The sequence below is a fragment of the Neobacillus sp. S1115 genome, assembly GCF_055385565.1.
The window spans coordinates 2,366,901-2,391,120 of sequence record NZ_AP038275.1; the positions used below are offsets into that span (position 1 = coordinate 2,366,901).

General features: G+C 40.3%; 19 protein-coding genes. 10 read left to right on the forward strand and 9 right to left on the reverse strand.

Going from position 1 to position 24,220, the window contains the following annotated elements:
• Nucleotides 1-33: 33 nt before the first annotated feature.
• From ACZ5B7_RS11545 to ACZ5B7_RS11565, 5 genes are all read left to right on the forward strand, one after another.
• Nucleotides 34-1,083: an anion permease gene (locus ACZ5B7_RS11545; RefSeq protein WP_464494474.1), complete on the forward strand. Its 1,050-nt coding sequence runs from the start codon at nt 34-36 to the stop codon at nt 1,081-1,083.
• Between the two features lie 27 nt (nt 1,084-1,110).
• Nucleotides 1,111-2,259 (forward strand): sulfate adenylyltransferase, encoded by a 1,149-nt coding sequence (gene sat, locus ACZ5B7_RS11550; protein WP_464493835.1) that lies wholly within the window; start codon nt 1,111-1,113, stop codon nt 2,257-2,259.
• Nucleotides 2,260-2,270: 11 nt separating this feature from the next.
• A complete protein-coding gene (gene cysC / locus ACZ5B7_RS11555; RefSeq protein WP_464493836.1) occupies nt 2,271-2,870 on the forward strand; it encodes an adenylyl-sulfate kinase in 600 nt (199 codons plus the stop codon).
• Nucleotides 2,871-2,885: 15 nt separating this feature from the next.
• Nucleotides 2,886-3,668, forward strand: a complete 783-nt coding sequence (locus ACZ5B7_RS11560; protein ID WP_464493837.1) for a sirohydrochlorin chelatase — start codon at nt 2,886-2,888, stop codon at nt 3,666-3,668.
• A 251-nt stretch (nt 3,669-3,919) separates the two neighbouring features.
• Nucleotides 3,920-4,762 (forward strand): aldo/keto reductase, encoded by an 843-nt coding sequence (locus ACZ5B7_RS11565; RefSeq protein ID WP_464493838.1) that lies wholly within the window; start codon nt 3,920-3,922, stop codon nt 4,760-4,762.
• Nucleotides 4,763-4,815: 53 nt separating this feature from the next.
• On the opposite strand, the gene ACZ5B7_RS11570 is transcribed toward ACZ5B7_RS11565, so the two are convergent.
• A complete protein-coding gene (locus ACZ5B7_RS11570; protein ID WP_464493839.1) occupies nt 4,816-6,057 on the reverse strand; it encodes an MFS transporter in 1,242 nt (413 codons plus the stop codon).
• Between the two features lie 183 nt (nt 6,058-6,240).
• Here ACZ5B7_RS11570 and ACZ5B7_RS11575 point away from each other — a divergent pair, with 183 nt between their 5' ends.
• Entirely contained in the window at nt 6,241-6,669 is a 429-nt protein-coding gene (locus tag ACZ5B7_RS11575; RefSeq protein ID WP_464493840.1) for a MarR family winged helix-turn-helix transcriptional regulator, read from the forward strand.
• An 864-nt stretch (nt 6,670-7,533) separates the two neighbouring features.
• Here ACZ5B7_RS11575 and ACZ5B7_RS11580 read toward each other — a convergent pair.
• The gene (locus ACZ5B7_RS11580) at nt 7,534-8,808 is read right to left on the reverse strand and encodes an IS110 family RNA-guided transposase (RefSeq protein WP_464493841.1); all 1,275 of its coding nucleotides are present in this window, start codon (nt 8,806-8,808) and stop codon (nt 7,534-7,536) included.
• A gap of 398 nt (nt 8,809-9,206) precedes the next feature.
• Nucleotides 9,207-11,621 carry a cytochrome P450 gene (locus ACZ5B7_RS11585; protein ID WP_464493842.1) on the reverse strand — a complete coding sequence of 805 codons (2,415 nt, stop codon included), beginning with the start codon at nt 11,619-11,621 and terminating at the stop codon, nt 9,207-9,209.
• A gap of 431 nt (nt 11,622-12,052) precedes the next feature.
• Between ACZ5B7_RS11585 and aspA the strand changes: the two genes are divergently transcribed.
• The 4 genes from aspA (at nt 12,053) to ACZ5B7_RS11605 (ending at nt 18,160) form a co-directional block, all read left to right on the forward strand.
• Nucleotides 12,053-13,477: an aspartate ammonia-lyase gene (gene aspA / locus ACZ5B7_RS11590; RefSeq protein WP_464493843.1), complete on the forward strand. Its 1,425-nt coding sequence runs from the start codon at nt 12,053-12,055 to the stop codon at nt 13,475-13,477.
• Between the two features lie 220 nt (nt 13,478-13,697).
• Nucleotides 13,698-15,182 carry an amidohydrolase family protein gene (locus ACZ5B7_RS11595; RefSeq protein ID WP_464493844.1) on the forward strand — a complete coding sequence of 495 codons (1,485 nt, stop codon included), beginning with the start codon at nt 13,698-13,700 and terminating at the stop codon, nt 15,180-15,182.
• Nucleotides 15,183-15,292: 110 nt separating this feature from the next.
• Entirely contained in the window at nt 15,293-16,861 is a 1,569-nt protein-coding gene (locus tag ACZ5B7_RS11600) for a glutathione ABC transporter substrate-binding protein (protein ID WP_464493845.1), read from the forward strand.
• A gap of 78 nt (nt 16,862-16,939) precedes the next feature.
• Nucleotides 16,940-18,160, forward strand: coding sequence for an amidohydrolase (locus ACZ5B7_RS11605; RefSeq protein WP_464493846.1), 1,221 nt, complete (start codon nt 16,940-16,942; stop codon nt 18,158-18,160).
• A gap of 255 nt (nt 18,161-18,415) precedes the next feature.
• Here the strand turns inward: ACZ5B7_RS11605 and ACZ5B7_RS11610 are convergent, their stop codons facing one another.
• The 6 genes from ACZ5B7_RS11610 to nikB form a co-directional block, all read right to left on the reverse strand.
• Nucleotides 18,416-19,717: an SLC5/6 family protein gene (locus ACZ5B7_RS11610; protein ID WP_464493847.1), complete on the reverse strand. Its 1,302-nt coding sequence runs from the start codon at nt 19,715-19,717 to the stop codon at nt 18,416-18,418.
• Nucleotides 19,714-20,406 carry a response regulator transcription factor gene (locus ACZ5B7_RS11615; protein ID WP_464493848.1) on the reverse strand — a complete coding sequence of 231 codons (693 nt, stop codon included), beginning with the start codon at nt 20,404-20,406 and terminating at the stop codon, nt 19,714-19,716. Before ACZ5B7_RS11615 ends, ACZ5B7_RS11610 begins: the two co-directional genes overlap by 4 nt.
• Nucleotides 20,403-21,170, reverse strand: a complete 768-nt coding sequence (locus tag ACZ5B7_RS11620) for a sensor histidine kinase (RefSeq protein ID WP_464493849.1) — start codon at nt 21,168-21,170, stop codon at nt 20,403-20,405. Before ACZ5B7_RS11620 ends, ACZ5B7_RS11615 begins: the two co-directional genes overlap by 4 nt.
• 82 nt (nt 21,171-21,252) lie before the next feature.
• Entirely contained in the window at nt 21,253-22,263 is a 1,011-nt protein-coding gene (locus tag ACZ5B7_RS11625; RefSeq protein ID WP_464493850.1) for an ABC transporter ATP-binding protein, read from the reverse strand.
• Nucleotides 22,263-23,279 (reverse strand): ABC transporter ATP-binding protein, encoded by a 1,017-nt coding sequence (locus ACZ5B7_RS11630; RefSeq protein WP_464493851.1) that lies wholly within the window; start codon nt 23,277-23,279, stop codon nt 22,263-22,265. The genes ACZ5B7_RS11625 and ACZ5B7_RS11630 overlap by 1 nt, the downstream gene beginning before the upstream one ends.
• 16 nt (nt 23,280-23,295) lie before the next feature.
• Nucleotides 23,296-24,216 carry a nickel ABC transporter permease gene (gene nikB, locus ACZ5B7_RS11635; RefSeq protein ID WP_464493852.1) on the reverse strand — a complete coding sequence of 307 codons (921 nt, stop codon included), beginning with the start codon at nt 24,214-24,216 and terminating at the stop codon, nt 23,296-23,298.
• Between the last annotated feature and the right edge of the window lie 4 nt (nt 24,217-24,220).

Sequence of the window (24,220 nt, forward strand, 5' to 3'; positions counted from 1 at the left end):
GGGGCGGTCAAAACGATCACAATCATTGCTATAATGATAGGTTTGTTTTTTGCAGTCAATATTGGGGCCAGCGGGGCAGCTGCTTCGATGGGAATTTCCTATGGTGCCGGCGTTGTCAAAAAACAACTGGCTTTATTCCTTTGTGGAATAGCGGTGTTCCTTGGTGCATGGCTTGGCGGCGGCGAGGTCGTAAAGACAATTGGCGGCGGTATCGTTCCAAGCAGTACCTTTACAAATGCTATTGCCTTAATCGTGTTAGCTTCAGCAGCTATGTCGCTGTTTTTAGCGAATATTTTTGGAATACCGCTCTCGACAAGTGAAGTAGCAGTGGGCGCCGTGGTAGGGGCGGGGATTGTCTATCAATCCGTTTTTGTCGGCAAGCTCCTATGGATTATGGTGTTTTGGCTGTTAACTCCAGTTACAGCTTTCGTGCTGGCAATCCTTGCTGCTAATCTTTTAAAAATCAAACCTATTAAAAAATTTGTCGAGAAACCAAAAGCAGGCCCTCTTCTTGGGGTACTTGTCGTCTTTATGGGATTGTTCGAAGCTTTTTCGGCAGGGATGAACAATGTGGCCAATGCCGTTGGCCCCCTTGTTGCCGCATCATTAATGTCTAAAGATACAGCCGTTCTTTGGGGAGGTTTGGCTGTAGCGCTTGGTGCATTCCTGCTTGGTCACCGAGTAATTGAAACCAATGGGAAGAAAATAACAAAGCTTCGCTTGGAAGAGGGATGTATCATATCCGGTACTGGTGCCAGCATCGTAACAGTTGCATCGTTGTTTGGAATTCCTGTTCCGCTCACGCAAATCACGACTTCCTCCATTATTGGGATTGGTTTTGCTAAATACGGCAAATCAGTCTTGAAAAAGGGAATTGTCGTACAGCTTCTGACGGTCTGGATTGTTTCACCGGTTATTTCAATGGTGCTCTCATACACCATTATTCAATTAGTGATAGTTCGGAATTTTTATCCGATTATTGTCATGGCAGGCGTCCTTATCTCTGTTTTGGGAGTGCTGTTCTTAATGAAACGCACTACAGCCGCATCGATTGGTGCGCCTACCGATATTGCAAATAAATAAAAACAAATAGAAGGGTTGATATCAAACATGTCATTTTTACCAAAACCTCACGGAGGCAAACTTATTCAAGCTTTTGATCCAAACTATGATTTATCCAATGCAGCAAAAGAATTAGAAATTGATGCGATTGCTTTAAGCGATCTTGAACTTATTGGAGTGGGGGTTTTCAGCCCGTTAACAGGTTTTCTTGGTAAAGCGGATTATGAATCTGTTGTCAGCAATATGCGTTTAGCCGACAATACGATCTGGTCCATTCCAGTAACTCTTCCTGTATCTTTTGAAATTGCGGAATCCTTAGTAGTCGGCGAAGAAATTAAATTAAAACATAACGATGAAGTTTACGGTGTGATTAAGGTTTCCGAATGGTATGAGCCGGATTTAAACAAAGAAGGAAGAGAAGTTTATAAAACGGAAGAGCTTGCTCATCCAGGCGTTAAGCGGCTATTTGAAAGAGGACCTGTCTATGTGGCAGGGGAAGTTGTGCTTGTTAAGAAACCTGAAAAAGGCGTGTTCGGTGATGTCTGGTTCGAACCAAAGCAGACTCGCGCCTTTTTTGAAGAGAAAGGCTGGAAAACAGTTGTTGGTTTCCAAACAAGAAATCCGATTCATCGTGCGCATGAGTACATTCAAAAGGCTGCCCTTGAAATCGTTGATGGCTTGTTCGTGAACCCGTTAGTCGGTGAAACAAAATCTGATGACGTTCCAGCTGATGTACGTCTGAAAAGCTATCGTGTTTTATTGGAAAACTATTATCCAAAAGAACGGGTCCAGCTAGGCGTCCACCCAGCTGCAATGCGCTATGCAGGTCCAAGAGAAGCTATTTTCCACGCGCTTGCCCGCAAAAATTATGGCTGCACACACTTTATTGTCGGCCGTGACCATGCTGGGGTAGGGAACTATTACGGTACCTATGATGCGCAATATATTTTCAGCAATTTCACTGAAGAGGAGCTTGGGATTAAACCATTATTCTTTGAGCACAGCTTTTATTGCACTAAATGCGATGGTATGGCATCTGACAAAACCTGCCCGCATGGCAAGGAAGATCGTGTAATCCTGTCAGGAACTAAAGTTAGAGAGATGCTCCGCTCAGGAGTTCTTCCGCCAGCAACCTTCAGCCGTAAAGAAGTGGTTGAGGTCCTGATTGAAGGAATGAGAGAAAAAGCGACAGTATAAGGAGTAGGAAAATGAGCAAATCAACGAATATTACATGGCATAACGCTACCATTACAAAAGAAGACAGACGTGCGCAAAACGGTCATGGAAGCTGCACACTATGGTTTACAGGGCTATCTGGTTCCGGGAAATCAACAATTGCGAATTCAGTTTCAAACGAATTGTTTCGGCAGGGAATTAACGAATACGTTCTTGATGGCGACAATATCCGTCACGGCTTAAATAAGGATCTTGGTTTTTCTGAAGAAGATAGAACAGAAAATATCCGCCGCATCGGGGAAGTGGCAAAGCTGTTTGTTGACAGCGGCCAGATTGTCACTACTGCGTTTATTTCACCATTCCGTTCCGACCGTGATAATGTCCGTGCGTTATTTCAAGAAGGGGAATTTATCGAAGTTTTCATTGATTGCCCTCTTGATGAATGCGAACGCCGTGATCCCAAGCAGCTTTATGTGAAGGCGCGTAAAGGTGAAATTAAGGATTTTACGGGGATTGATTCACCATACGAGTCACCGGAAAATCCGGAAATCATCATCCGCTCTGATTTGGTGACAGTTGAAGAAGCAGTGGAACAAGTGTTAGGATATTTACGAGACAAGAATATTATTTAACAAGAAGCGGGTACTATGAAATTACATAGTACCCGTTTGAATGGAAAAAATGTGAAAGGAGCAGCCAGCATGAAAGCAATTCTCTACATTGGACACGGTACTCGCTCAAGGAAAGGGGCAGATGAGGCAAGGGCGTTTATCCAGCGGATCATGGCTCGAATCGATGTGCCGATTCAGGAAATGAGTTTTCTGGAATTGGCTGAGCCGCTGATTGAAGATGGTTTCAGGCATTGTGTAGAAAGGGGTGCCGCCGAAATAACGGTTGTTCCTCTTTTTCTGCTTGCCGCAGGGCATATTAAAGAGGATATTCCAAATGCATTGGCAGGGCTTCGTGAGAAATATCCTCATGTTAAGGTTAAAGTGAAGGACCCTTTTGGGGTGCAGGGGAACATTCTTGATAGGTTGGCAGAACTTGTGAATGAAGAAGCAGGGACGCTGACAGCTAAAGACAGCATCTTACTTGTCGGCAGGGGGAGCAGCGACCCGAATATACTAGCGGATTTTGCAAACATTGTTGATGGAATCCGAAATCGTCTAGGAATTAATCGTGTTTCTGTTTGCTATTTAGCTGCCGCTGAACCCAGGTTCGATGAGGGATTGGAAACTGTCTGCAACGATGCTGCGGGCCGGGTCATTGTCGTTCCTTACTTGCTGTTTTCAGGACTTCTATTAACGGAAGTGGCCCAAAAGGTTCGGAAAAAAGAAAAAGAAGGGTACTCGATTATACATACAGGTCAATTGAGCAGGCACCATGTGATTGAAGATGTCATTATTAAGCGGGCAATTGAAGACGAATAAGTTTTTTCTGGGATTCGCAGATATATTCAGAAATTCGCAGATAAAATGAAAAATCCGCAGATATATTCAGAAATTCGCAGATAAAATGAAATATTCGCGGATATCGTCACATAATTCGCAGATATACGAAAATGCTTCCCAAATAAGCTTTTTATTGGATTGATTTTTCTTGTTGAGATAGAATTTTCATTGGGTATAAGTGCCATAATAGGTTGGTATATGCCTATAAATCCATGAAAAAGGTGAGAGCAATGGTTAAGAGCTTAAAGGATACAACTACATTACATAATGGTGTTGAAATGCCTTGGTTTGGCCTTGGTGTTTTTAAAGTGAAGGAAGGCTCAGAGGTAATTGACTCTGTAAAGGCTGCCATCAAAAATGGCTACCGCAGTATTGATACTGCAGCGGTTTATCAAAATGAAGAAGGTGTCGGTCAGGGCATCAGAGAGTCCGGTGTTTCTCGTGAGGAGTTATTCATCACTTCAAAGGTATGGAACTCTGATCAAGGTTACGAGTCCGCACTTCAAGCATATGAAACTAGTTTAAATAAGCTGGGACTAGATTACCTTGACTTATACCTCATTCACTGGCCAGGCAAAAACAAATTCAAAGAAACTTGGAAAGCCCTTGAAAAATTATATAAGGATGGCCGCGTTCGTGCCATCGGTGTCAGCAACTTTAAGGTCCATCACTTAGAGGAACTATTAAAGGATGCCGAGATTAAGCCGATGGTGAATCAAGTGGAATATCATCCACATTTAACTCAAAAGGATTTACTTGCTTTTTGCCAAAAAGAAGGGATTCAACTAGAAGCATGGTCTCCTCTTAAACAGGGTAAATTATTGAATGATCCTAATTTAAGTGATATTGCTCGTAAATATGGAAAGTCAGTAGCCCAGGTCATTTTACGCTGGGATTTACAATCAAAAGTAGTGACGATACCAAAATCAATTAAGGAACAGCGTATCATTGAAAATGCCGATATTTTCGATTTTGAGTTATCATCAGAGGACATAGCAAGAATTGATGGCTTGAACAAAGATGAGCGGGTCGGCCCAGATCCGGATGATTTTACGAACGGATTTACCGAATAAAGCACACAAAAAAAGCGAACAGCCGCAAAACTGTTCGCTTTTTTACGTTTAAATTAATGTCCTAACTCCACATCGTCGACGTGCTTGACATGGCGGCGATTCATTAAGATAAATACTACCGATACAAGGACAAATCCTGCACCTACAATAAATGGTGTTGACGGTGAATAAATTTCTGCAAGCTTACCGGCCGTATATGGTGCAATGGCGCCGCCAATAAAGCGCAGGAAGCTATATGCAGCGGATGCAGTCGCTCGTTCGACCGGTGCCGAGTTCATAACTGCCGTTGTAATAAGAGTATTATTATTCCCAAGTAAAGCCCCTGCAAAAATAACAGCAGCTATAATAACCCACTGGGTTGAAGTCCAAATACCCATTGCCAATAGGACTAACGCAAATATTGTTAACATTGCGCTCATTGAATTGATCGTGCCAAACCTTTTCTGAAGCTTTGGAGCCGTCACAACTGATGTAATTGCAAGCAAAATACCCCAGCCTAGAAACACATACCCCAAACCGTGTTCGTCAAGACCCATTACAAATGGTGCGTAGGCAAGGAGGGTGAAGAAGCCAAAGTTATAAAGCGCAGCCGCAATTCCAAACACCAATAATGAACGATATTTTAAGGCGCGGAATGGATCAAGCAAGGAAGTTTTCTTTTGTTGTGTGTTCTGCTGCTGATGTGTTCGCGGCATTAATATCAAAAGCCCAACGAAGGCTACAATCATAAGTGTGGCAACACCGAGAAACGGACCTCTCCAGGAAATGGCCCCAAGCCAGCCACCAAGTAAAGGACCTACAGAAATCCCTAAACCAATAGCAGCTTCGTAAAGGATGATGGCTTTTGCGGTCCCGCTGTTAGAAAGAGACACAATCGCCGCCAAGGCAGTTGCGACAAACAGTGCGTTACCAAGGCCCCATCCGCCGCGTAGGCCAACAAGTGTCCAGATTCCATTTGAATAGCCGCCAAGCGCTGAAAAGACAGCAATTATGATAATTCCGGCAATTAGTGTCCATTTAATGCCTAGTCTTGATGAAATCGTGCCGGTGATTAACATGGCAACGGCCATTACAGCATTGTAGCTTGTAAAAAGAAGTGTAACCTCACTGTGGGAAGCGTGTAATTGGTTAGCGATCGCAGGTAAAATCGGGTCGACAAGTCCCAGACCCATGAAGGCAATAATGCAGGCAAAAAAGACAGCCCAAACGGCCTTTGGCTGCTGAAGAAGATTTGATTCTTCTATAGAAGTCATGCTAGTAGTTCTTGGTACAACAGTTTGTGATGTTGATGACATCTGAATCCCCCTTGTTTTAACTTTTCTTTGTAAGTATTAAAAATAGTTGTATAATGAAACTATATATTTGTATTATACAACCATTTTTCACTACGTCAATAGTGAATTCGCCTATAAGTTATAATTTTGGGCGCTCGTATGATATCATAAGAACAAGAAATGACACCTTGAGAGGTGATAATTATGTCTGAAGAATCCCTAGAAACAATCGAACTTGAACTGGCCATTATGATTCGCCGTATCACATCCTACTCTACCCATAAAAAAATTGGCAATCTTGATCGTTCCGCTTATCTTCTATTACATCAAATCGCAACAAATGGACCAGCAGGAGTGAAAACATTAGCAGGACAATCGCAACTGGATATTTCCACAATAAGCAGGCAGGCATCTGCGTTAGAACAAAAAGGCTGCCTATATCGAATTCCTGATCCAACAGACGGAAGGGCATATTTCTTAGAAATTACTGAATTGGGTTTAAGGAAATTAAGGGAAGAGAGACAAGCGAGGAAGATAAGGGTAGGAGAAGTGACAAAGGACTGGTCTGACGAAGAACGGGCCACATTTGGTAAACTTTTAACAAGATTTAATATTGCAGCCATTCAAGAATAAAAAGGAGGATTGACCAGGTCAGGGGTTCCGTTAACTATCGCAAATATTAAAATTAAGTTAAAATGAGTGCCAATTTGCATATGAAATTGACACTCATTTTTTATTGGTGTAAATCCATTTGGGTGAAAATTACATAAAAATTTGTATAGGGAAATGCACCACAAATCGTCGGGGTACAATGGCTGTTGTACCCCCACAATTTGATATACAATTTATCTTACAAAAAATGCTTATAAACATAAGTAGTCTAATCCTTAATTGAGTAACCAGTGATATTAAAAATAAGCGGAGATTTTTCGGTTAAACAGTAGAATAGAGCTGGGTTCGGGGGATATAAGCGGAGGTTTTCCGATTAAGCAAAGAAAAATTACCCATTTTCACGTTTTTTGATTCATTAGTCGGAATCTTTCCGTCTATTTAGGCTATTTTCAGTGCTATTGCCTCCCTCAGTTTAATACGATTTTCTCTCGAATACTCGCTTATTCGCAGGATTTCATAACCCTTGATTTAGCGTTAACGATAAAATGAAATAAGTTTAAATCATTATGGCTTCGTGAAGGCATAGTCAAATAGAGGAGCGAATTAGTTCCCCATATTTTACCATATAATGTACATCTCCACGCCTCCCCTGGAGGCTTTCCCTCCCATGTCTCAACGGGTCGTCTGCCCTATCATTCCTTCGTCATGCCTATCCAAGGGGTGGAGGCCAGTTTTGCTAATTAAATGGGTCTGTGCCCTTACGAAAATAGAATCTGGTACTCCGTACATATTTGAAATCCTGCGAATATGCCAACATTCGATTAATATGAGTGTCCAATATTATTTATTTCAGGGCGATAAATAATCTTTATTTCTGAAATTTCATTAAGCTGCCAACGGTGATAATGGTTTGATTTTATCAGGACAATATGATTCGTTTCGTCTAGATATACTTACAAAGATCCTGGCCAACTTGCCAATTAACTTCATAATTGATTTTATTTTCTTCATTTTTTTTACTTTGACATTTTGAGAATGTAATGCCCGAAATTCTGGGTTATTCACTACAAGACTAATTGTAGCTAAGTAAAGGAATCGCCTTAGTCTGGAGCGTCCTCGCTTGGAAATGACAATTTGACCTTTCCATTTCCCTGAACTTGCTTCGACTAAATGCAATCCAGCATGGCGAAGAAGGGAATTACCGTGAGTAAAACGACTTAAGTCCCCCGCTTCACCCAATATCCCAGCTAAAGAAATTTCACTTATCCCCTTTATGGCAAGTAACATCTTAGCGAAAGGTATTTTATTTAGTGCAGCGGTAACTTGTTGTTCCACTCTTTCGAGTTGTTTTACGGCTAAGTCATATTCCTCTAATAGCTGCTCTAAATGAAATTTATAGGCATCAAGTGCCTGTCTAGTACCTACAGATTTCTTAGCCAACTGGAGGAGTAATAGGGCTTTCTTTAATCCAGGGTGCCTCTTCATCACAGATTTCCAACCTGTAATAACCTCGTGAGGCTGCATATTCTCTAAGTCCATAGGGGACGGGAATAAACGAAGGGTTGTGATTGCCCCTTTAGCCATAATATCCTTAAATACCTGTCGGAATTCAGGAAAGACAATATCTACCCAACGGTTTAATTGATTAATAGAACTAACAAGGCGTTTAACTACTACATCACGGTTAGACATCAGGATCCTAAGTTTTTCGAATGTTTCCGATGTGTACCTAACTTCAGAATAATAACCGTTCTTTACCATATCAGCGATAACTAAGGCATCTTTTTTATCACTTTTTGATTGAGTATTATCACGATTTTCTTTATTCTTTTTTACTAAATGTGGGTTTACAGTTACTACTTCAATATCTTGATTAGAAAGCCATTTTGAAAGATTGATCCAGTAGTGTCCAGTTGGCTCCATCCCAACAATAGCTTCATCCAGGTTGTTTAATCTTTGAAGATTTTTAATCCATTTTAGAAAACTAGCAAATCCTTCTTCGGTATTTTTAAATGTAATTGGATCTCCGACTATAATTCCACGGAAATTTACAGCTCTAGCTACGTGAAATTGTTGCGCAATATCAACTCCAACAACTAGATGTTTAACTGAAATTCTTTCTATTAGTTGATTTTGTTTGTTTTGCATTTTAAACTTCATTATAGGGGTTCCTCCTTAAGGTTTGAGTTAGATTGGTCTCTATACTCATATCTTACTGAGGAGCTCTATTTTTTTCAAAGTCGAAAAATAACGATCTACAGGAATGCTAATTAAGAGAAATTTCTCCGCTTATTTATCAAACTCGGTGCTTGACCTGCCCCCCAACCGATAAGAGTGGTCCCTCACCAACCCGGATGAGGGTATTAGCATCTTTTTATCGAGTAGTATTCAGGCAACTAAAAATGGCTCAGTATAGTGAACTGAGCCATTTTATTTTTAATTGCAATAACAGAAACAAATTGTAGTACAAATTGCGCTACATTTTCGATTGCATTTTCGGGTTTTGCGACAGGAAACGGAACCCGTTATTGACCAGGTCATCCTCTTTTTTAATTATTTTAGTGTGTCTCATAAGGCGCTAATAGCTCTAAAAATTTTTCAAATGGCATTTGGCAGGCTGGGTATTTTTCAAGTAAATCCAGCATTGTAATGCCTTTGTCTACAACGTGAGCCTTATAGGCATCTTCATTTAGAAGTGCTTCTAATTCTTTTTGATGAGGCGGGCATACTGTATGTTCCGCCAGCTCTTGAAGCTGCGGACGGGTAACGGTTTCTTCCAAATTAACCTTTAGACTTAGTAAGTCGCTGACCCGGACAGGGATATCTAGTGGCAGCCGGGTCGCAAATTGCTGATTCCCGCGCAAGACAACCTGTGTGTTTGTATCTAATGCGAAGCGGTTAAGAACACGTTCAACCGTCTTAATAGAATTGCTCGTTTTCACAGTCTGTACCGCAGTACCTCCTGAAGCATGCTCCGCGGTTTGTACTTCATCGACAAATTGGACTGTCAATGCCTGGTTGGTTTCTTCTGATTTATTTTCAACTTTTAATCCTAATGCCTCGAACACATTTGGCCATAATTGCTCATGCCATTTTTCAAATTGCTGATCAAAATCACTGCTTGCATCCCCTTGGCCTTTTGGAGATATTCTGTTAGCACCTTTTTCAGCAAGCTTTTTGTCAATCATGTTAGGAACACTTTGATAGGTGTTCGCCCAGTTTGTATCTCCGCAGCCAAAAACAGCGTAACGGACACCATCGAGCACCTCACCCTCAGACTCTTTCAACCACTTGACAAACTTTCGAGCGTTCTTTGGCGGATTACCATTATAAGAGGAAGTGACAATTAGAGTAACTCCTTTTTTTGGTAGTACGCAAACGTATTCGTCAAGCGGAGCTATTTCACTTTTGAAACCTTTAAAACGAGCACTTGTTGCCAAATCTTTTGCAATTCCTTCCGCGGTCCCCATATTGGAACCGTATAGCACAAGTAAGGGTGTGTTATTTCCAATTGAAGAATCGTATTGTTGGTTAGCTGAATGTAAGGCAGAAGAGCTTTTTTCTTCAGCAGGTATTACAAATGATTCAACGAAACGGTTATCACGCAGCTGGACGCTCATTGTGAAGTTTTCGGGTTTCAGCGTCAGTGTTTGTTTAATTTTTAATTGATAGTTCTTATGGTCGATTAAATCAAAGTTTTGCAAAATCATTCCTATTAATAATGTTGCCTCGTGAAGGGCAAACTGCATTCCGATACATGCACGTTGTCCATTGCCGAAAGGTTTATAGGCATCATGCGGTATTTTTTTCGGGTCTTCAAACCGTTCTGGACGAAACTCTTCAGCATCTTCACCCCAAGCTTCTTTGTCGCGGTGCAGTTGAGGGAGGAGAATGGCAACCGTCTGGTTTTTATTGATCTTATATTTACCTCCAAGAACCATATCTTCCTTGGCATATAGGGTAAATTGCGGTGCTGTTGGATAAAGCCTCAACGATTCATTTAAAATCATCCGAATATACTTCAGCTCCAAAACTTGTTTAAAGGTTGGAACTGGTCCTGTCAATACACGGTCAACTTCCGCACGGGCTTTTTCCAGGATTTCCGGGTGCTTTAACAGCAGGTAAAGCGTAAAGGACAAAAGACCGCTGGTTGTTTCATGTCCGGCAATCAGGAAGGTGATGATTTGGTAACGGATATTTTCATCATCGAGTATTTCGCCTGTTTGCGGATCTTTAGCGCTTAGCATCCGAGCAAGCAAATCTGTTTCCCCTTGATCACCGGATTTCTTCCGTTCAGCGATTAGTTTGTCTACCAAGGAAAACATCGCTTGAATGTTCTTTTGGAATTCCTGGCGTTTTTTCACCATGAATTTATCTTGAATCGGAAGGCGGGTCCCTTTATGCATGGCTTCATCAAGGGCATTCACCATATTGATAATAAAAGGGTCATGCGTTTCACGGTAGAAGCTGTTAAAACGATAGTTAAAACCGCACAAACCAATGGTATCAAGCGTAAGTCTGGTCATATCATCCGGTACATCAATACTCTCATTTGGATTCAACCGGGCCCATTTTTGGACGAGCTGGCTTGCAATGTCTACCATCATGGAGTGGTACCCTTTCATAGCTGACAGACTAAATGAAGGCATAAGAATGTTATGGGCTTTTTGCCAGTTTGGTTCAAATGTTTTTCCTGTGAACAGCCCATCGCCAGCGAATTCGCGGACCTGATGGAGGCCGCCGAGCAAACTTTTATCAAATTTTCCGCTGTTTAGAACCTCGCCGGCCCATTTATGGCCGGAAACAAAAATGGTAGAAAATCCGCCGAAAAATTCCATACGAAAAATCGGACCGTATTTTTCAGCGATTTTCCATAAGGAGAGTGTCGGGGCCTCCTTATCAATCAAGGGCATGTTGCCAAGTGGGCCATACGTTTTCGGCTGCGGTATCGCAGCAATTTCGGAAGTAGACATATTTGTTTTTACGACCTTCCTTTCTCCTCGAGAAATTTATTTTAAATAATTTTAAAATAATATTTTAGAAGATTATACCATGTATATATTGCTAATATAAAGTATTTGATGAGTAAATATTCAGACAAATTTCTACATTTTTTTCATTTTTTGCTTTTATAAAAAAGGCTGAAAAACAAACAAATTATTGAAAACGGTTTCAAAAAAGCGTATATTATAAATAGAGCGAAGTGATATTTAAGAAGATTATAGTGTCTTCTTAAAAGTGCTTGTTGTTCAGATGATATTTTTTTAAAATAATATTTTTAAAGAATTTTTGCTTTACGAATGAAATTATAGCAGGAATGTAATACAATAACTTTGTAAATGTCATTATTTATAATAGGATTCTATTAAAATAGAATGCCTAAATACAAAGGTGAGGTAATAAAATGGAAGCGAATACAACAAGGGTTGAACAAGACTTCTTAGGAAAAAAAGAAATACCGGAAAATGCTTATTATGGGATTCAAACATTACGGGCCGTTGAAAACTTTCCGATTACAGGATACCGAATCCATGAGGAATTAATTAAGGCATTAGCAATGGTCAAGAAAGCAGCCGCTATTGCTAATATGAATACCAAACGTTTATACAGCGGACTTGGGGAAAAAATCGTTCAGGCAGCCGAGGAGATCATTGAAGGGAAGTGGCATGACGAGTTTATCGTCGATCCAATTCAGGGTGGTGCCGGGACATCCATGAATATGAACGCAAATGAGGTGATCGGCAACCGCGCACTTGAATTGCTGGGACACAAAAAAGGGGATTATAAGCATTTAAGCCCAAATAGCCATGTCAATATGTCGCAATCGACAAATGATGCCTTCCCAACGGCAATCCATATTGCAACACTAAATCTATTGAGCAAATTATTAGAGACAATGCAGTACATGCATAGCGTTTTCAAGGCAAAAGCAAAGCAATTTGAAACAGTAATCAAAATGGGCCGAACTCACCTTCAAGATGCTGTACCGATTCGCCTCGGCCAGGAATTTGAAGCGTATTCCCGTGTGCTTGAAAGGGATATGAAGAGAATTGCTCAATCGCGGAACCATTTATATGAGGTAAATATGGGGGCGACTGCAGTTGGAACAGGATTAAATGCTGACCCTCAGTATATTGAAGATGTGGTAAAACAGTTGGCTGAAATCAGCGGGTTACCATTGGTCAATGCGGAGCATTTGGTGGATGCCACCCAGAATACCGATGCCTATACGGAGGTTTCTGCCGCTCTAAAAGTATGTATGATGAATATGTCGAAAATTGCTAACGACCTTCGCCTGATGGCTTCAGGACCACGGGCAGGTCTAGCTGAAATTTCACTGCCGGCACGCCAGCCAGGATCTTCCATCATGCCGGGTAAAGTAAACCCAGTTATGCCTGAGCTGATTAACCAAATTGCTTTTCAGGTGATTGGCAATGACCATACTATTTGTCTGGCATCGGAAGCAGGGCAGCTTGAGCTAAACGTAATGGAGCCGGTTTTAGTCTTCAACCTGCTGCAATCTATCAGTATCATGAACAATGGCTTCCGTTCGTTTACTGACCACTGTTTAGCTGGCATTGAGGCGAATGAAGCTAGATTAAAAGAATATGTTGAAAAGAGTGTTGGGATTATTACTGCAGTAAATCCGCATCTTGGTTATGAAGCAGCGGCAAGAATTGCAAGGGAAGCTACCCTGACCGGGAAATCGGTACGTGAGTTGTGCCTCCAGCATGATGTTTTAACTGAAGAAGAGCTGGATCAAATCCTCAATATCTATGAAATGACAAAACCGGGAATTGCCGGAGCGGCACTTTTAGATCGGGATTAAAACCCAAAGAGCGAACAGTTAGTGAACTGTTCGCTTTTTTAAATTTAAATTTGGATGTATTAAGAGAGGTTGTCTAAAAGTTGACAACCTTTCTTTTTTTAACTTGAAGTATATTCTGCTTCAATTAAGTAGAAAAATTTTAAAAAAGAGTAATAATTCCGAAAATGGGGGCATCGAGAGTTTTTTATAATAGAGGTAAAAGGAAGAAAGGGGAAAGTGGATGAAGACAAAGATAAAGGGAAGGTATGTCATAGGCTATGACGGGGAAGACCATGTTATCATCGAAAATGCTGAAGTTGTTTATGAACAAGACACTATTATATATGTCGGTAAAAATTACACAGGTGAAATAAATGAATTAATCGATGTAGGGAATGCCGTCATTAGCCCTGGTTTTATTGATTTAAATGCGTTAGGAGATATCGATCATGATATTTTACACCTTGAAGCCAGTACAAACAGACAGAAAAACTTGCTCTGGTCCGCGCAATATATTAAGGATGGACACCATGAAGTGATGACCGCTGAAGAAGAAGCTTTTAAATCTCTTTATGCCTACACGCAGCTAATTCTCCACGGAATTACAACGGCGATGCCAATTACGTCAGTTTTTTATAAAAAATGGGCTGAAACATATGAGGAGTTAGCCGCAGCTGCAAACCATGCCGGAAACCTTGGGTTAAGAATTTATCTTGGTCCTAGCTATCAATCTGGGATCAGGGTAGTACAACCCGATGGTACTATCAAGCTGTATTTGGATGAAGAAGCTGGTAAAGAGGGATTAAAACGAGCGGTTAGATTTGTGGAGGAATTTGACGGTGCTTTTGATGGACTAGTTCGGGGCATGCTTGCACCTGAACGGATAGAATGCCAAACTATCGATAGTTTGTCACAAACGAAGTATTTTAGCGAGAAGCTGGGAGTTCCAATTAAACTCCATGCGGCACAAGGAACCTTTGAATTTCATACCATTGTGGAAAAATATGGGGTCACTCCGATTCGCTTCTTATACGACCTTGGCTTCTTAGGGCCCAAAACTGGGATCCCACACGCTCACTATATTGCCGGATATAGTGAAGCAAAAGTTGGTGAAGGGAACGATATCGCACTTCTGCAAGAAACCGGGGCGACAGTGATTCATTGTCCGTTAATTATTGGCAGGCACATGTCAGCTTTAGAGTCCTTTGCGAAATATAAAAGAGCAGGAATTAATATAGCCCTCGGAACAGATACCTTCCCTCCGGATATTTTCCAGAACATCCGGACCGGAAGCATGTTTTCTCGTTTTTTTGAAAAAGATGTCAAAGATTCAACATACGCTGATTTCTTTAGGGCAGCAACACTCGGTGGTGCTAAATTCCTTGGCAGGGCGGATCTGGGCAGGCTCGCTGTTGGTGCGAAAGCTGATCTTATTGCGATTGATTTGGATGGATTTCACATGGGGGTTCTGGATGACCCAATTCGCACGATGGTAGTAGGCGGAAATGGAAGAGATGTGAAATTATCTATCATCAATGGAAGAATTGTCATGAAGGATCAGCAAATTCCAAACGTTAATTTAGAAGAAATTAAATTAAAAGGTCAACAATATTTTAATAAAATGAGAAAGGGATATATGGAAAGAGATTATCAGCATCTTCCGGAACGACAATTATTTCCAACATCCTTTAGAGTTGTAGAATCTATTAAAAATGAAAGAAAGTAGTAAAGATATTAAAAAAGGAAGTAAAGATATTTGAAATATTGTTATCTGAATATTTTTTATAATTAGACAAAGGTTAAACCCTTTTAAAAAATATTCAGGAGGTAAGATTGATGAAGGGAAATAGGGGGTTAGGAAAATTCTTTATCGTCATGCTCATGATGATGGTAATCATGGCGGGTTGTTCAACCAAAAAAGATGTTAGCAGTGACACCAAAAAAAGTGACTCAGCCGCTAAAGAAGGGGGAACTTTGGTCATAGCACGCTTATCTGATGCTGAAAATTTGGACCACCATTTTATGTCTACCATTAATGCCGCAAGTATTACTCATCGGAAGATTTATGAGGGTTTAGTTGGCAGGGATAAAAATGCTCAAATAAAGCCATTGCTAGCGGAAAAGTGGGAGCAAAAGGATGATACAACCTGGGAGTTTACCCTAAGAAAAGGTGTAAAGTTCCATGATGGAACCGAATTTAAGGCAAATGCTGTCAAAGCTACCTTTGATCGTTTATTAGACCCAAACGTTGGTTCACCGAGAGCGGTTGTATTTAAAATGGTCAAGGAAGTAAAGGTAATTGATGATTATACCGTTCAGTTTATCTTATCTGAGCCGTTCTCTCCGTTACTCTCTATCTTAGCGAGCCATGAAGGCGGTATTATCAGTCCAAAAACGATTGAGAAATATGGCAAGAAAATTATCCAAGAGCCAAATGGAACAGGTCCATTTGTATTCGAATCCTGGACACCGGGTCAAGAAATTGTCTTAAAAAAGTACAACGATTATTGGGGAGAAAAAGCAAGGGTGAATAAAGTCGTATTCAAGGTTGTTCCTGAAGAAACGACAAGAATATCGATGCTTGAAACGGGAGAAGCTCATATAGCTGAACCGCTTTCCGTACCGATGATGGACACAGTAAAAACTTCAAAGGCTGTCGATGTATACCGCAGTGAAGGATATGGAACAGAATATATTGGTTTTAATGTTCAGAAGAAACCTTTTAACGATATTCGTGTTCGAAAGGCTATATCCTACGCTGTTGAAATGGATTCCATTATTAAAGGTGTTTATAACAATGTTGGGAAAAAAGCGAATTCCTTATTGGGCTCTAAAGTATTTGGCTACAATGATGCAATGAAGGCCTATGAATATAATTTAAATGAAGCGAAAAAACTGCTTGCAGAAGCAGGTTATTCGAATGGATTGGAAATAACTCTTAAAACAATGGATAGCAAAGAGCGAATCAATATGGCCGAAGTTCTTCAATCTCAATTAAAAGGGATCGGCGTTAAGGTTAATATTCAAGTATTGGAATATGGAACATTTGTAGAGCAAGTAAACAAAGGTGATTCAGAAATGTTTATTATCAGCTGGAGAAATGCTACTGGGGATGCTGATTATAATCAATATAATCTTTTCCATACAAGTTCCCAAGGTGGGGCAGGAAACACCTTTTTCTACAGCAACAAAGAGGTTGATAGTTTAATTGAAGCAGCTAGAAGAGAAAAGGATCAAGAAAAACGCAAGGAGCTTTATGCACAATCACAAGAATTAGAAATGAAGGATGTAGTTTATATTCCGGTCCGTGTGATAGAAAACCTAGCAGCTGTCTCAAAAAATGTAGATGGCTTTGCGATTAGCCCGTCAGGCTATTTAGAAATAAACGATGTATCTATTAAATAACTTTAAAGCAGATAAAAGGGATATCTCTGTGGGGTACCCCCTTTTATCTTTTGCTCTGAAAAGAAAGGAAGTTAGAGAATGAATAGAAGTTTTTGGTTAAAGAATGTTCGTTTAGAAACAGGTTACATTCAGGAGAACGGAAGAGTTGCAGGGACACAAACAGGTCTATTTCAGTTACTAATTGAAAATGGCAAGATTACGAGAATAATCGATGCATCAGAGGTACTCTTGAATGAATTACCCGTGATGAACGCTGAGGGCCTGCTTCTGATCCCATCCTTTGTCGAAAAGCATGTTCATTTAGACAAAACCTATATGGGAGATCGCTGGAGGGCCTGTATACCAGCATCTGGTGTGATTGAACGGTGTGAAATAGAAAAAAACATTCTTACTTCGATATCATCCAGTACGCAGGAACGTGCAGAAGCGCTGCTTGAGGTGTTATTATCGTTCGGATCCACTCATGTTAGAACCCACGTGGATATTTATCCTGAGGTAAAATTGCAAAATTTAGAAGGAGTAAAACAAGCTTTTGAAACATATTCCTCTAAATTAAGTTCGGAAATTGTTGCCTTTGCCCAGCACGGCTTGCTGCGGCCAGGGACAGTTGAACTTGTTAAAGAAGCATTAAGAAATGGCGCCGGGATTGTGGGTGCTGTCGATCCTGCAACTGTTGATAATAATATCGAAGCATCTTTAGTACAGTTAATGGATTTGGCAGTTGAGGCAAATGCCGATATCGATTTGCATTTACACGACCCAGGACACTTAGGAACCTTCACGATGAAACGGCTAGCCTATTTAACGAAGCAGGCAGGCTGGGAGGGAAGAGTTGCCATAAGCCATGCATTTGGCCTTGGCGATGTTTCGCAGGGAGAGGCCGTAGAAATGGCTGAGATTTTAAAGGATGCAGGAATATCGATTGTGACCAGTCTACCAATTGGCCGCAACATACCTCCTGTTCCGCTACTTACTGAATATGGAGTAGAAGTGGCAGTGGGGAATGATAATATCTTTGATTCATGGTGGCCAACTGGTAACGGGGATGTACTTGAAAGATTGGGCAGATTAGTAGAAAGAAGCCGCTGGACAAATGAAGTTTCCTTAGGGCAAGCACTTAAATATATTACCGGAGGTTTAACACCGTTGGACAAAGAAGGTAATCAGATTTGGCCAAAACCAGGGAGCACCGCCAATATGATTCTGGTTGAAGCGAGCTGCTCAGCTGAAGCTGTTGCAAGAAGAGCCAAGCGGAAAGCGGTTTTTTATAATGGTAACATCGTATCTGGCTCACTTTAAAACACAAAATGAAACCTAACAAAAAGGGGATGACACGGTCATCCCCTTTTTGCAGCTCCTGGAAAATACTTTGCCGCTTTTAGTATCCGAAAGTTTACCCAATTGAAGACCCCATCCAAATAGAGAAAAAATGTCCTTTTTTCCAGGTTCTTGCTTCAGGTTGTGTTGGTAATAGGTCATGGCTTAACATGGATAAATCTTCGAATAGGGATTGTGATTGTCCCAATGCTGCTCCCTCCAAAAGTCGTAAAATACCTAAGATTCTATAGGTGCTTTTTTAAAAATGTATACAAACAAACAGATGACACCCGATATCGCAAAGCTAATCCAAATCGCTTTAAGGTCATTGGTGAACGGAATCAATAAAAAGCCCCCCGCTGCTCCAATCAATGAGGAATATGGTATGAGCACGGGAATGAGTTTGCTGCTAAGAATGATGTACAGCATTGGAATAATTATCGAGGCATAAATATTTCCGAAAAAGAACAATAATTTCAATGGATTCGGCGTAAGAATACTGACAATTACTAGTAAACAAACACAAACTATTCCAGAAAAAATATAAGAGTATTTCCATCTTTCATGGTTCGTTAATGGTCGAAACAATTCCAACACATTTTTTACAAACAAGGTAGTAGTTGCGTGCAATTCAGCATTTATCGCAGAAGAAATTGCGCTAAAGCAAAATAATACAAATAATATAATGAGCATTGTGGACTGAATCTTGTCAACTAATTCAAATAAAAGCGAATATATATTCTTATAGCTTCTACCGAACATAATAATCATTAATAAAGATGATATGGCTAGAGGGATGGTTGCCCAGATGCCCCCCGCTAAAGAAAAGGTCATTCTTACCTTTTCTTTTTCAATAATAAATACTCTTTGCCAGGTGGCACGGTCCATCATAATCTGTCCAAAGAAGATCAAAAGGGCGGTAAATATAAACCATATCGCATCCATATTTTTAAAGTATAAAATATAGGGATGGTAAAGCTTTATTCCGTCATATACAGGATGAACCCCTGCTTGAATATAAAAATAGACAGGAATCAGGAGGACTGAGCCAAATATCAAAGCCACATTAACGCCGGAAAACTGATGAATTCGCTGCATTCCGCTTATTCCACCAACAAAAAAACAAAAGCCCATAAACAGAATCATCCCTATAAATACGGGAATAGGGAAAATAATATGTATGAGAATCCCTGCACCCATTGCTTGAATAAAAAGCGAATAAAAGCTCGTCACCAAAAGAATAAACATTATATACCAATATCCGCTAGGAGTCAGCTTTTGCCGCATTACATCCCCAATCGTTTGTTCATTGGGAAAATTCTTTCGGATTTTTTTTGCTAAAAATCCAAATAAGACGAGAGCAAGAGCCCCCATTAACGAATAACCGATGGCACCGGTGATTCCGTATTTTACTAGCGTTTCCGGTGCAGAAAGTATCGTATTTCCGGTAATCCAGCGTGCCAATAAGCTGACAACTCCGAAGCTAACTCCTAATTTTACAGCACCACTAATGTAAAATTGATAATCCTTCCTATTCAACGCAATGTCTCCTTCAGTCGGTAGTCACGTGGGGAGTATCCAGTTATTTTACGGAAAATTTGACTAAAATAATGCTGACTGTTAAATCCACATCTGTCTGAAATAGTATTAATGCTTAGTTCGGGATTTTCTATTAACATTCTTTGAGCTTCCTTTAATCGATAATCATTTAAATATTCTGAAAACCCCATCCCAACTTCCTCATTAAATTTTCTGCTAAAATAAGCTGGATTTATATGGATTTTCGAAGCCAAATAATTCAATGTCAATTTCTCACTATATTCTTGGTGAATAATTTGCAGGGCGTTCATGATTAGTTCAGAGTAACGTCCTATACGTTCGTATCTTTTTAACACTTCAAGTAATTCATCTTCAATAACCGGCTTAGTAATGTAATCAACAACACCAAGTCGTATCGAAGTTTGAGCATATTCAAAATTTTGAAAAGCTGTTACCATAATGATATCCATTTTATGAGAACGAGTCAGTTCAGCGGCTAACTCTAATCCTGATTTTCCCGGAAGCTGAATATCCAAAAAGGCAAGCATGATATCATGTTGTTTCAGAATTTGAACAGCCTGGGATGCATCTTGTGCTTTGAAAAATTTCCATGTTGGAAATTTTTTTTGGATTAAGTATTCAAGCTGCTCTAACTCTAGCGGCTCATCATCAACTAACATGATATTCATAATCGTTTATCTCCTTGATTTTCGTTCTTATTTATATATGGAAAAACAGCCAAAATGTTGGTTTTATCATTTAACGATGTTAATTGAATAGAAGTATGTTCAGGTGAAAATAAAAGCTCCAGTCTTTTGGCGATATTTTCTAATCCCAGCCCCCCATTATGAGGCTGGTCTTCATGTTTTTCACTGGAACTGTTCCATACCGTTACATGTACATACTTCTCTTTCTTCTCAACAATTATTTTTAAGAACGCTTCTCCAGCATATTTTTCAAATGAATGCTTAAATGCATTCTCCACAAATGTCTGGATTAAAAATGGGATAATAACGGCCTGTCCTACAGAAGGCTCCAAAGTGATTTCATAATGGAGTCTGTCCCGAAACCTTATCTTTTGAATTTCCAAGTAATATTTAATATAAGTCAGTTCATCATTGATCGTTATAAAGGGAGAATTCGTTTGATACTTAAATTTAAGCAGCCTTGAAAGAGCTTCTATAGAACGTATTAATTCAGTTTTACGTTCGAGCCTTGCCAAACTTAATATGGAATTCAATGTGTTAAAAAGGAAATGCGGCTGTATTTCCTGGTTTAATTGATTATAAAGGGCAGTTTGAAGTTCTTTTTCCAAAGCAATTTCCCGTGTTTGTTTTTCTAAAAGGTCAATCCTTTTTTCGAAGATGAATAAAAACAGCAGTGTGAATGCACCTAATAAAGGTGCTAGTACACAAAACATAATATAAAGGGAGAAAGCATCCATCGAAAGCATATAAAGTGATTCTCCTTTACATGGCGAAAAGGGAGTATGACTCACTCCCTTTTTTAATATAATATTTTATACTTATTTTTTATTATTTAAAAATACTTTTAATTGCAAGTTCCTCGGCGTAGTGACAGCTGACAAAATGATTTTCCCCTAATTTTCTTAGGGCTGGTTCCTCATTATTACACTTTTCTGTTGCAAAAGGGCAACGTGTATGGAACCGGCATCCGCTTGGCGGGTTAATAGGGGAGGGGACATCACCTTTTAAAATGACCCGCTCTCTTTTCAACTCCGGGTCAGGTACCGGAATTGATGATAATAATGCTTTGGTATAAGGGTGGAGCGGTGAATCAAACAAAGCTTTTTTCTCAGCAATCTCGACTACCTTCCCTAAATACATCACCATGACTCGGTCAGAAATGTGCCGTACCACACTTAAATCATGTGAGATGAAAAGAAAAGTGAGTTGAAACTGATTTTGCAGCTTTTTTAATAGGTTAAGAATTTGTGCCTGGATTGATACATCCAAAGCTGAGACAGCTTCATCACAAATGATTAATTTCGGATTCACCGCCAGTGCCCGGGCAATCCCAATCCTCTGACGCTGGCCGCCGCTGAACTCATGAGGATATCGATCTAATGCTTCTGGCGGGAGACCAACATACCCGAGTAATTCTAACATTCTTTCCATTCTTTTTGGTTTTGGAACGACCTCTTGGATGGCCATCGCTTCATTCAAAATTTGTTTTACTGTTTGTCTTGGATTAAGAGAGGCGAAAGGATCTTGAAAAATTACCTGCAGGTCTCCTCTTAACTTTCGCATTTCTTTTTTGTTTAAATCCAAAATATTTTGTCCTGTATAATAAACCTTGCCATCTGTTGGTTCATCAAGCCTTAAAATTGCCCGCCCGGTGGTGGACTTGCCGCAGCCGGATTCGCCGACAATGCTTAAAGTCTCACCTTCAAAAAGATGGAAAGAAACATCGTCAACTGCCTTTACATATGACTTCGGTTTAAAAAGGGAGTCTGATTTGACAGGAAAATACTGCTTTAAATTTTCTACTTGTAATAATAGCTTTTTCTCGGCTTGTGCCTGCATTATTTTACAGCCTCCTGTTGTTGGGATTCTGTCCATTGACTTGTATACATCCAGCAGCGGACCTTTACACCATCCGGCTGTGCTGCCAGTTCTGGTTGACGCTCATGGCAAATTGGCTGATTAAAGGGACATCTGGATGCAAATCGGCAGCCAGGAGGCATATTATAGGGACTTGGGACACTGCCTTCAATGGTTTGCAATTCATCTTGATCCTCATGGATTTTAGGTAATGAGGCTATTAAACCTTGCGTGTAAGGATGTCTTGGATCCGAAAAAATCTTATTAGTTGGCGCATGCTCTACAATGTTACCGGCATACATGACGGCAACTGTATCACAGGTTTCAGCAACAACTCCCAAATCGTGGGTAATCATAATAACGCCCATCCCAAGCTTAGTTTGTAAATCTTTTATCAATTCCAAGATTTGCGCCTGAATAGTTACATCCAAGGCTGTTGTCGGTTCATCCGCAATTAATACCTCAGGAGTGCAAGCTAGTGCCATTGCAATCATGACACGCTGCCTCATGCCGCCGCTTAATTGAAAAGGTTCCTGTTTTGCTCTTTTTTCAGGAGAGGGTATACCAACTAACTTCAGCATTTCTACTGCCTTGTCCCATGCCTCTTTTTTACCCATCTTTTGATGGAGTCTTAATGCTTCGGCGATTTGTTCTCCAACAGGGATGACAGGGTTTAACGAGGTCATCGGTTCCTGGAAAATCATCGAGATTTCATTCCCGCGAATTTTCCTCATTTCATTTTCTGAAAGGGAGACTAAGTCTTTACCTTTAAACAGAATCTGCCCGCCGGCAATTTTTCCGGGAGGGGAGGGGATTAACCTTAGAATGGAAAGAGATGTCATACTTTTTCCACAGCCGGATTCACCTACAATCCCTAATGTGTCGCCCTTCCTTAGTGTAAAATCGATGCCGTCAACGGCTCTACTGACACCACGCTTCGTGTGGAAATGTGTTTTTAAACCTTTCACTTCTAAAATCGGTCTGTTTTCAGCATTCATGACCGTTCACCACCTTTTAATTTAGTTCAATCCGTTTATTAAAGAATCGATATAGTACATCAACAAATAAATTCACGATAACGAAAACTAGCGAGGCTACTAATACTCCTCCCTGTACCATCGGAAGATCGCGCATCCTGATAGAATCTACGATCATCCTTCCTAATCCATTAATAGCGAAAATCGACTCGACTAAAACGGTACCGCCAAGCAATGCGCCAAACTGTAGGCCTACAACGGTGATTACAGGAATTAATGCGTTACGTAAAGCATGCTTATAAACGATTACTCGCTCACGAAGACCTTTAGCACGAGCAGTTCTTATATAATCCTGACGAATAACTTCAAGCATACTTGATCTCGTCATTCGGGCAACAATAGCTGCGCCGCCAGCACCTAATGTAAGAGCTGGAAGGATCACGTGAAGAATGCTATCCCATCCGGCGACTGGCAGTATCTGCAATTTTACAGAAAAGAAATACATCATCATTAAACCAAACCAAAAGCTTGGTAATGAAATCCCTAATAAAGCGACAATCATAACCGTTGTATCTGTCAGGGAATAAGGTTTAACTGCAGATATGATGCCAGCAGCCATTCCTAAAACGATCGTAATAATGATACTGAAAAAGGCAAGCTCCATAGTTATTGGTAATCTAACCAATATTTCCTCTAGAACAGGCTGGCTATTTTTAAGGGATACCCCAAAATCACCACGAAAAACGTTCATCAAGTAATCAAAATACTGTACGTATAGTGGTCTATTTAACCCTAATTGTTCCCGAATGGCTTCAATGGTATCTTTAGATGCACCTTCGCCAGCAAGCAATACAGCGGGGTCCCCCGGAACAAGCTGCATAATAATGAACACTACAAACGTTACCCCAATAACCACAGGAATTGTTTGCATTAAACGGCGTAAGATAAACATTAACATCGTT